The organism is Actinomyces ruminicola (assembly GCF_900103885.1).
Lineage (GTDB): Bacteria > Actinomycetota > Actinomycetes > Actinomycetales > Actinomycetaceae > Actinomyces > Actinomyces ruminicola.
Genome location: NZ_FNIM01000021.1, coordinates 25740 through 35609 on the forward strand (window position 1 = coordinate 25740; position 9870 = coordinate 35609).

Annotated in this window: 7 protein-coding genes, 1 tRNA gene and 1 pseudogene; 6 read left to right on the forward strand and 3 right to left on the reverse strand. The window is 68.7% G+C overall.

Annotated features, from left to right (window positions below; genetic code table 11):
* Positions 1-6 precede the first annotated feature (6 nt).
* Positions 7-867, forward strand: coding sequence for a ketose-bisphosphate aldolase (locus tag BLR49_RS11965; protein WP_086615051.1), 861 nt, complete (start codon positions 7-9; stop codon positions 865-867).
* A gap of 48 nt (positions 868-915) precedes the next feature.
* Entirely contained in the window at positions 916-2109 is a 1194-nt protein-coding gene (locus BLR49_RS11970; protein ID WP_092537928.1) for an ADP-dependent glucokinase/phosphofructokinase, read from the forward strand.
* A 404-nt stretch (positions 2110-2513) separates the two neighbouring features.
* On the opposite strand, the gene BLR49_RS13160 is transcribed toward BLR49_RS11970, so the two are convergent.
* The 3 genes from BLR49_RS13160 to BLR49_RS11980 form a co-directional block, all read right to left on the reverse strand.
* Positions 2514-3071 (reverse strand): hypothetical protein, encoded by a 558-nt coding sequence (locus BLR49_RS13160; RefSeq protein ID WP_176765873.1) that lies wholly within the window; start codon positions 3069-3071, stop codon positions 2514-2516.
* A 79-nt stretch (positions 3072-3150) separates the two neighbouring features.
* Positions 3151-4527: a DUF4032 domain-containing protein gene (locus BLR49_RS11975; protein WP_092537930.1), complete on the reverse strand. Its 1377-nt coding sequence runs from the start codon at positions 4525-4527 to the stop codon at positions 3151-3153.
* A gap of 230 nt (positions 4528-4757) precedes the next feature.
* Positions 4758-5885, reverse strand: a complete 1128-nt coding sequence (locus BLR49_RS11980) for an ABC transporter ATP-binding protein (protein ID WP_092537932.1) — start codon at positions 5883-5885, stop codon at positions 4758-4760.
* Positions 5886-6107: 222 nt separating this feature from the next.
* Here BLR49_RS11980 and BLR49_RS11985 point away from each other — a divergent pair, with 222 nt between their 5' ends.
* The 4 genes and pseudogenes from BLR49_RS11985 to BLR49_RS13165 all read left to right on the forward strand — a co-directional run.
* A complete protein-coding gene (locus tag BLR49_RS11985; protein ID WP_092537934.1) occupies positions 6108-8117 on the forward strand; it encodes a serine/threonine-protein kinase in 2010 nt (669 codons plus the stop codon).
* A 184-nt stretch (positions 8118-8301) separates the two neighbouring features.
* A complete protein-coding gene (locus tag BLR49_RS11990; protein WP_245690697.1) occupies positions 8302-9159 on the forward strand; it encodes a DsbA family protein in 858 nt (285 codons plus the stop codon).
* Between the two features lie 42 nt (positions 9160-9201).
* Positions 9202-9274 (forward strand) — tRNA-Thr (locus BLR49_RS11995).
* A 380-nt stretch (positions 9275-9654) separates the two neighbouring features.
* Positions 9655-9870: pseudogene (locus BLR49_RS13165) on the forward strand (IS481-like element ISAar28 family transposase); the annotation flags it as partial.

The window sequence follows — 9870 nt, forward strand, 5'->3', positions numbered from 1 at the left end:
ATTCAAATGCTGGTTACAGGCAGTGACATTCTCAACGTCGCCAACGCGCATCACTTCGCGGTGCCGGCGTTCAACATCTCCTCGTACTCGATGCTGCGCGCGGTGGTGGACGTCTGCGAGGACAAGCGCTCCCCGCACATCATCGCCATCCACCCCGACGAGCTGCGCCACATCCGCCCGGCGATGCTCGCCTCCATCATCCGGATCGCCCACGAGTCCTCGGTGCCGACGGCGATCCACCTCGATCACGGCGCCAGCTATGAACAGGTGCTGCTGGCGATTCAGGCGGGCTTCACCTCGGTGATGATCGACAAGTCCTTCGCGCCCTTCGAGGAGAACGTGGCCGAGACGGCGCGCGTGGTCCACGCGGCCCACGCCGTCGGCCTGTCCGTGGAGGCCGAGCTGGGCACCATCGGCGTGTCCGACAAGTACGGGGAGACCGGCACGGAGGAGATCCTTTACACCGACCCCGATGACGCCGCCCGGTTCATTGAGGCCACCGGCGCGGACTCCCTCGCCATCGCCATCGGCACCCGCCACGGCCTGTACCCCTCCGCGGTCAAGCCCGCGCTGCGCCTGGATCTGCTGGGGGAGATCAAGTCTCGCCTGGGCATCCCCCTGGTGCTGCACGGCGGGTCGAACAACTCCGACACCGAGATCGCCGGGGCCGTGCGCGGCGGCATCAACAAGATCAACATCTCCTCCGACATCAAGGCCGCCTACTTCGTCAAGATGCGCCAGGTGCTTCAGGACGTCCACCTGCGCGAGCCGAATGTGATCGAGCCGCCTTGCGAGGAGGCGCTGCGGGACTGTGCGGCGCAGAAGATCGACCTGTTCGAGTCCGCCGGCAAGGCGGAGCTGTTCTGACGGTTCTCGACGCCCTGGGCGTCGCCAGGATTGAGAAGGGGGAGTGAGATGACGGAGCGGATCGTCCTCGGGCTCGGCGGGACCGTCGACTACGAGCTGCAGTGGGACGCGCAGGCGTTCCAGGAACTCGTGGACGCCCATGGCATACGCCTGGCCGAGCTCGAGGACTCTCCGTGTTCGCGCGCCGATGGCGAGCGGGAGATCGTACTGACGGTGCTGCGGTCCATGCGGCAGTCCCGGGGATGCGAGTGCTACGTGGCCGATAAGCGGGCGCTGCTTGCCTTCGCCGGCCGCTTCGCCTACGAGGTCACCCTGGGTGGCACCTGCGTTCGCGCGGCGTTGGCCATGGAGCGGATCGGCGTCGCCTCGACGGTGCACCTGGTCTCTATCAACGACGACGTCCGCCGCCTCCTGCCGCCCGCCGTCGAGTGGGTGTGCAGCGCCGAGGCGGATTCGCTTGACCCGCACGTGATCGTCCAGTATCCGGCGGGGGCTGCGGTGCGCCTGGTCGACGGGGAGGTGACCGCCCGGCGTCCCAACCGGGTGATCGCAGTCAACGACGCGCCCAACGAGCGCCTGCGGCTGAGCCCGGAGCTGCCCCGGGTGCTGGCCTCGGCCCAGGCGGTCCTGATCTCCGGCTTCAACACCATGAAGTCGGCCGCCGAGCTGCGGGCGCGACTGGCCGAGCTGGAGGCCGCGCTGGCCGCGGTGCCGCCCGGCGCCGTCGTCGTGTATGAGGATGCGGGCTTCCACGACGACGCCATGCGCGAGGTGGTCCTGGAGGTGATCCCACGCCTGGTGGATCTGCACTCCCTGAACGAGGACGAGGCGCAGCAGTACCTCGGCCGCGCCGTCGACCTGGAGGATGCGGCGCAGGTAACCGCCATGATGGTGGAGCTGCACCGGCGGCTTGGGGCTCCAGCGGTGATGGTGCACACCAGCCGCTACGCGGCGGTGATCGGGGAGCGCGCCGAGCTGTTCCGCGATGCCGCCGCGGCCGGCTGCCTCATGGCCTCCACCCGCTTCCTGCACGGGGACCGCTACGGGGCCGCGGAGTATGCGGCAGTCGGCCGAGCACCGCGGGATGAGGCCGGGGCGCGCCTGGCCGCCGCCCCCGAGCCCGCCGAGGCGGGGGTAATGATCGCCCCCGGCTTCGCGGTGAGCACCGCCTCCCCGACGACGATTGGCCTCGGCGACGCCTTCATCGGCGGCGTGGCGGCGCACCTGGCGCGGGCGCTATAGGTCGCGTGTCCAGATTCGGGACAAACGCCGCCAGTGCGCCCGAGCCTGCTCCCAAGATCCGCGTGATTCCAACGATCTCCGAAACGCCCATCGGTGCGCAACGGTCGTTTGTCCCGGATTTGGACAACTCCGCGTGCTTCGTTTCCTCAGGCCCTCCACACGCGCCTGCGCTTGGGGCTTAATCGGGTGCATTCCACGACCTTGGGGTACAAATCACGACCACCCCGGGGTCGTGGAACGTACCCCAAGGTCGTGATTCGACATCACGGCCGTCTTATGGAGTCCATCCCGTACATCCTGGAAGCTCCTGGACGCCCCGCCGGAGGACATCCAGGGTTCCCCGCTCGCATCGGCGGCGTGGTGGCACACCCGGCCGCGAAGGGCGGTCTGCTTGCCGAAGCCGCTCAGGACGGTCGCGTCCGGCCTTGGTGTCGACGGCCGCGGCGCCGTGCCTCCTTGCTGATGGCTCGCCACTGCTTGGGATGCAGCGGGTGATCGGTGGGCAGGGTCTTCCAAGTCTTCCAGCTGGAAGGTTTTGCCGGGCCGGCGAGCAGTAGGCCCGCCGCGCGCAGGGGCTCCGTCAGTCCCTCCATAACATCAATGGCGAAGTACTCTGGGCGGCTCCAGAAGGTTCCAGAATTGAGGGAGAAGTGCCAGCAGATGAGTTCGCTGGCTGCCGTGCGGCCGTCAACTGGGCGAGCCAGCACTGCCAGGCGCAGGCGTCCGTGCTGGCGGCGTATCCAAGGGAGAACAAGTACGAACGGAAATACCTCGGTAAGGTAATCAGCCAAGAAAGTGGTGGCCTCGCTGCCTTCGCTCAGGACCACACCGGTCCACGGTCCCCGTTCGGCCAGTACTGAGTCCAGGTCCCAAGGCTCCAGGGAGAAGCCCTGCGGTGCCAGGTGGTCTATGACGAAGCGCACCGCGTCCCGCGGCGCCGCCGCCACCTCGAAGCGGCGCATGGGCTGTGTTTCAAGCCATGCCATGATCGCAGGTCCCTCGCGTCAACACTCTTGAGCGACGTCCCGCCCCTGATCGTCCCTACTCGCCCTTGAACTTCATGCCGGCGGTGAAGCCCATGGGGTTGAGCTCGAAGGCGCTGGCCGTGGCCTCGTCGAGGGCGGCGAAGTCCGCGTCGTCCTCGGGCACCGGCTCCTCGTCGTCGGAGAAGATCGCCTCCATCTCCTGGGTGTCGCCCAGCGACAGGTAGGACTGCTCGTCCCAGTGCTGCGGCAGCACCGTGCTGACGTAGTCGGCCACGGCCTCCTCGGTGCTCACGTCGTGCTGGCGCTGCTCGGACATGTACCAGCGGTGCTCCAGCACCTCGTGGAAGATCTCCGCCGGCTCCAGCTTGCGGCGCAGCTCCATGGGGACGGCGGCGAGCGTGGGCTCGAACACCTCGGTCAGCCAGATGTGCGCCACCTGCTCGACCGGCTCGTCCTTACGGCCGGTGACGGTGCGGAAGGTCTGCAGGTCGTTGAGCATGCGCTGCCCCTGCCGCTCCTGCACATCCAGGCCGGTCAGCCGCATGATCTGGCGGTGGTAGTGGCCGGCGTCGACCACCTTCGGCTGGATGATCATGCGCGTTCCCGAGCCGTCCGCCTCGGTCTTCATGGTCAGCTCGCCGACGTCGAAGCCCAACTCGTTCAGCTTCTCGATGCGGGAGCGCACCCGCCACCGCTCGCCCAGGTCGAAGGTCTCCTCGGCGGTCAGCACGTCCCACAGCTCCGTGTAGCGGCTGACGATCCGGTCACCCACCTCAATGGTGTCCACGCTCGGCTCCAGCAGGGCGCCTGCCTGCAGGTCCATGAGCTCGCCGATGATGTTCGTGCGGGCGACGTCGATGTCGTACAGCCGCTTGCCCTCGGTCAGGCCGTCGGGATAGAGCTCGCCCGTCTCGGCGTCCACCAGGTAGGCGGCGAAGGCGCCCGCATCCCGGCGGAAGAGGGTGTTGGACAGGGAGACGTCCCCCCAGTAGAAGCCCAGCAGGTGCAGCCGCACCAGCAGCACGGCGAGGGCGTCGATGAGCCGGGTGGCGGTCTCGGGGCGCATGTACTGGCTGAACAGCGCCCGGTAGGGCAGTGAGTAGGACAGGTGCTCGGTGACCAGCACCGAGTTCAGGGTGGAGCCTCCCAAGCCCTTGCGGCCGGTGATGACCGCCGTCGGCGTCACGCAGGGGGCGCCCAGGCGGATCAGGTTGCGCAGCAGCTCGTACTCCCGGTAGGCGACGGACTCGCCGATCTCCTTGACGGCGATCACCCGCTCGGAGAGATTGACGAAGCGCACGACGTGGCGCGACAGCCCCCGAGGAAGGGCGGCGAGCACCTCGGCCGGCCACTCCTCCAGCGGCATCTCCCACGGGAGATCGAGCAGCGCCGGGTCAATCGTGGCCGCGGTGATCTGCATGGACTGGGGCATGGATGCATTCTCTCAGGTCCGCCGTGGATCGCTCCTCGACGGCGCCGGGTTGTTGCAGGCGAGACCCCTCGCCTTGGGTCATTGGTTCACGGCGAACGATACATGCGGTTTGGGCACGCACCGTCGACCTACGGCTGGGCCCCGCTCCTCCGCGCGAGGAGCGGGGCCCAGCCAGAAGGCCAGTGCGGGTGGCTCAGGCCGTTTTGCGCGCCCTAGTAGACCAGGTCGACTCAGGCGGGCAGGCGCTTGCCGGTGGAGGCGGAGAAGATGTGCTCCTCGCCCGGCTTGATGCGCACGTGCACCGTCTCACCGGGCTCCGGCGCGGTGCGCGGAGGAACGCGGACGATGATCTGGCTGGAGTCCTCGCCGGAGCCGAGCTTGTCCTCGGAGCCCTCGGCGCCGACCAGCTCGCCGTAGATGTAGGCGTCGCTTCCCAGCTCCTCGACGAAGGACAGGCGCACCGGGATGGAGTGGTTGTCCTCCGCGGAGACCACCTCGAGGGACTCGGGGCGGAAACCGATGATGATCTTGTTGTTGTCCTCCGGGACCATGGCGTCGAGCGTGGCCCGGGACAGCTGGACGCGGGCGGCACCGATGGAGGCGATGTCGCCGTCGACCGTGAAGCGACCCAGGTTCATGGCGGGGGAGCCGATGAACCCGGCGACGAAGTCGTTGGCGGGCTTGTCGTACATCTCGCGCGGGGTGCCGACCTGCTGGAGCACGCCGTCCTTGAGGACCGCGATGCGGTCACCCATGGTCAGGGCCTCGGTCTGGTCGTGGGTGACGTAGACGGTGGTGACGCCCAGCGAGCGCTGCAGGGACGCGATCTGCGTACGCGTCTGCACGCGCAGCTTGGCGTCCAGGTTGGACAGCGGCTCGTCCATGAGGAAGACCTTCGGCTTGCGCACAATGGCGCGGCCCATGGCCACACGCTGACGCTGACCACCGGACAGGGCCTTGGGCTTGCGGTCCAGGTACTCGGTCAGGCCGAGGATCTTGGCGGCCTCCTTGACGCGCCGGTCGATCTCGTCCTTGGGAGTGCCGGCGATCTTGAGGGCGAAGCCCATGTTGTCGTGCACCGACATGTGCGGGTACAGCGCGTAGTTCTGGAAGACCATGGCGATGTCGCGGTCCTTGGGCTGGACGTCGGTCACGTCGCGGTCGCCGATGAGGATGCGGCCGGAGTTGACGTCCTCGAGGCCTGCGAGCATGCGCAGGGAGGTCGACTTTCCGCAGCCCGAGGGGCCGACGAGAACCAGGAACTCGCCGTCGGCGATCTCAAGGTTCAGGCTGTCCACCGACGGGGTGTCGTTCCCCGGGTAGATGCGGGTGGCGTGATCAAAAGTGACGGTTGCCATAAAGGTATCCCTTCACCGGCAGGTACGTGCCGGACGATCCGTGGTGAAAGGTGCCGATGCGTGTCCGCATTGACACGTACCGGGGCGGTTCGCCCCGGCAGGTCTAACTTTGTCATACGACAGTGCGGTGCAGGTAGCCCGAAGGGGATCGGAAATCGCTGAAACGCCTGTGAACCCGCTCACGTCGGCGGCGGCCCGGGTGCCTCCCGGTACTGTGGCGCCATGACGCAGAGCCCCGACAGCGCCACGCCCGCCTCCCTGGCCGGGCTGCGTGCGGGCGCCGACGTCGGCGGCTACCGGCTCGTGCGCCGTCTGGGCGCGGGTGGCATGGGGGTGGTCTGGGAGGCCATCGACGGCGACGGACGGCACGTCGCCATGAAGATCCTCCACCCGCAGATCGCGGCGGACCCGACGGCCCGCCGTCGCCTGGACCGCGAGGCCTCTGTGCTCGCCCGGGTCAAGGACTCCCGCGTGGCCCGCATCCTCGACATCGAGACCGGCGACGGTGCGGACGGCGTCGGGCTCACCTTCGTCATCACGGAACTCGTGGACGGCCCAACCCTCCAGGCCGAGGTCGACCATGAGGGCGTCTACCGCCTCGACACCGACGTCCGCGACCTGTCCGACCTCGCGCACGGACTGGTCGACGCGCTCGCCGCCGTGCACGCCGCGGGCGTCATCCATCGCGACCTCAAGCCCTCCAACGTGATGCTCGGTGCGCAGGGCCCGGTCCTGATCGACTTCGGCATCGCCCAGGTGGCCGACGACGTCCGCCTGACCCAGACCGGCCAGGTCACCGGCACCCCCGGCTTCATCCCGCCCGAGATGCTCGACGGCGGCGAGCCCAGCCCCGGCGTCGACTGGTACGCCCTGGCCGGCGTCATCCTGTTCGCCATCACCGGCCGCTCACCCTTCGGCTCCGGCCCCTGGCAGGCGGTATTCCGCCGTGTGTACGCCGGCACCCCGGAGCTCGGCGACCTGGAGGAGACCCAGCCCGCGCTCGCCCGCGCCTTTACCGCGGCCCTGGCCCCCGACGCCGCCGACCGCCTATCCGTGCCCGACCTGCTGCGCGTCCTGGACGAGATCGCCGACGGCGGCACCGGGCAGGACGCCCTGGCCCAGGTACTGCCGGATACGGAGTCGGAGGCGGACGCCGAGGCGGACGAGGCCGACACCAGCACCGGCACCTACGGTTCCGTGTACTCCTCCGCGTCCAGCGCCGGGAGCCCGGGATCCGGCCCGGTGCCCAATCCCGGGTACGGGTTGGTGAGGCCTGCGTCGTCGTCCTCCGGGGCTTACGGCTTCCTTACGACGCCCTCCCCGCAGGCCGACGGCGCCCGGTCGGCCTCCACCGGCGCTACCGCCTCCGGAGCGATGCCGTCCTCCGTGTCACCCTCCGGCGCCGTGTCCGGGTGGAACGCGGCGGCGCATCCGCCGTCGTTCGTGCCCGGCAGCGGTGCGGCGCCCGTCCGGTCGGTGTCGCCGACACCCGCGCAGACGGGACCCGCGCCCGCGCAGCCCGCCGCCGGCTATGCGCAGCAGGGCCGGCCCGTGTCGACGTCCGTCGCGGTTCCCGCCTCCAATCCCTTGCCGGCGCCTGCACCCAATCCCGCGGCGGTGCCCGAATGGGCGCTGGAACCCCGGCGGCATCGCACCGTCGCCGCCCTCTTCTTCCTGATGCTGGTGGCGGTGGCGCTGCCGATTCCAGGCTTGCTGGCCATCGGCTTCTCGCTGCTGGTTGCGGTTGCCGGAACCGTCGGCCGCGCCGACGACGCGCGCCGTTGGCGGCGCCTGCGCGCGGGCTATGCCTCCGCCGCCGATAACTCCCGCATGTGGGCCTCCATGCCCTGGTACCTGCTGCGATCGCTGATCGCCAGCGGCGCCGCCTGCGTGGTGGGGGGCGCGGTCGGCCTGATGGTGTTCTACTTCTCCGGTCAAGCGCTGGGATTCGGCGCGGACGCCACCGCGAGCGTGATGGCCTCTTGGTCCGATTACCACCGGTTGGGCCTGTGCCTGGTGCTGGTGGCGAGTGCGTGCATGCTGGTGACGTGGCTCGTGCCCTGGGGAGGGCCCGCCCGCCGTGGTGGCGCCCGCCTGATTGGACTGGCTCTGCGCAGTCCCTTGAAGCGGCGTATCGCTTGCGTCGTCTTCGTGCTCGTTGCGGCGGTCATCGTGGTCCTGTTCGCCACGAGCACGCTTCCCGTGGGATACGTGTACCCCTTCACCATCTAACGCGCCGAGATCGGTAGAAGTCACGCGCCGAGATCGGTAGATACGGCGGCGGCCGGGTCGTCGGCGGCGTGAGGCAGGCCGCAGCCGCGGGCCGTGCCTTTCCGCCCGTTCCCAGGCAGAATGCATAAGGTGCATGGCGCCGTGCTACTCACGGCGGCACCGAATCCGAGTTGAGGAGTTGCTTGTGGCCTCGAACCAGCCCCGTCCGACCAAGGCCGAGCGTCGGGAGGCGGCCCGCGCCAAGGCGCGGGCGCTGCGTGAGGAGCAGGAGCGCCGGGAGCGTCGTGCGCGGATAACTCGCCGCAGCCTGCTGGGCGTCGGTGGCCTCGCCGTCGTCGGGGCGGCGACGGCGCTGGTGGTCACCGGGCGCGACAAGACCGACAGCTCCCCGGCTCTGGGCGGGCCGATCGCAGCCGAGGCGTCTGCGGACGGCCTGCCGGCGACCGTCCGCGCCGACGGCTCCATCGTCTTCGGGTCGAACCTCGAGCCGGGCAGCATCACCGACGGCGCCCGGAACCTCCACATCTACTTCGACTACACCTGCCACTTCTGCGTCAGCTTCGAAGAGCTGCACAATGCGGAGATTGAGACCCTGCTCGGCGACGGCACCATTAACCTCGTGCTGCACCCGGCACGGTTCCTGGAGCAGACCGACGAGGGCTCCTGGAGCAACATGGTGGGCAACGCCATGGGCGTGGTTCTGGACCAGGAGCCCGCCTCGGCGCTCGCCTTCCACAAGGCCGCGCTGTCGCGATTCGGCCAGATTTACGCGGCCCAGGACTCCTCGGCGCTGAACGCGGAATCGGTTGCGCAGGCCGCAACCGAGGCGGGCGTCAGCGACGCCGTGGTGCAGCAGATCGCCACCGCGATCTCGGACAACACCTACTCCGCCTGGCTCGAGCTCAACCGGAAGACCTTCTCGAAGGGTGGGGTCTCGGGGACGCCGACGGTGTGCCTGGACAGCGAGCGGCTCGAGCTTCAGGCGATCGCCACGGAGAGCGGGATCACCGACTACATTCAGAACGCTGCCGCGACCAAGTAGACGTCGGCGCAGCAGCGAAGCGTCGGGTAAGCTCGCCCACGCGCCGCGTTAGCTCAGTTGGTAGAGCAGCTGTCTTGTAAACAGCAGGTCGTCGGTTCGAGTCCGACACGCGGCTCCGACGCCGAGGACGCCCCTGAGCTGACGTGTGTTGCCTCATGGCTTCTGGGACGATCGGATCTCATGAGTTCTGGGGTGCCGGAAGCAGTGAGACCCTGATGTCTGCACAACGGGGAGCGCCTGAGGTGGCATCACAGCCTGCCCGGGCCAAAACGGGGACATGATGCGTCAGGGCCGCGCCCCCAGATACTTATGCCGGCTCGCCATCCGCCTCTGCATGCACCACTTGGACCGCCTTGCTCTATTTGGACCGCGTGTGTCCATTTGGACCGTCTGAGAGCGCATGTTATGTCTCAGGACATCGGTGACAGTTCTGCCTCAGGACATCGGTGACAGTTCTGGGGTGTTTGGTGGTGACACTTCGGGTCGGATTGGGGCATGAGCTCAACGAACCGTCGTGTTGATCCGCGTGTGCGTCTGGCGATCGTCCGGTGGCCGGATGACGCCCCGCGCGGGGCGGTGACCACCTTCTGCGCCGAGCAGTCCATCTCCCGTAAGACCTTCTATGCGATCCGCGCCCGCGCTCGTACCGAGGGCGAGGCCGCGGCTCTTGAGCCTGGCTCCACCAGGCCGCGTAGGAGTCCGTCGGCTATC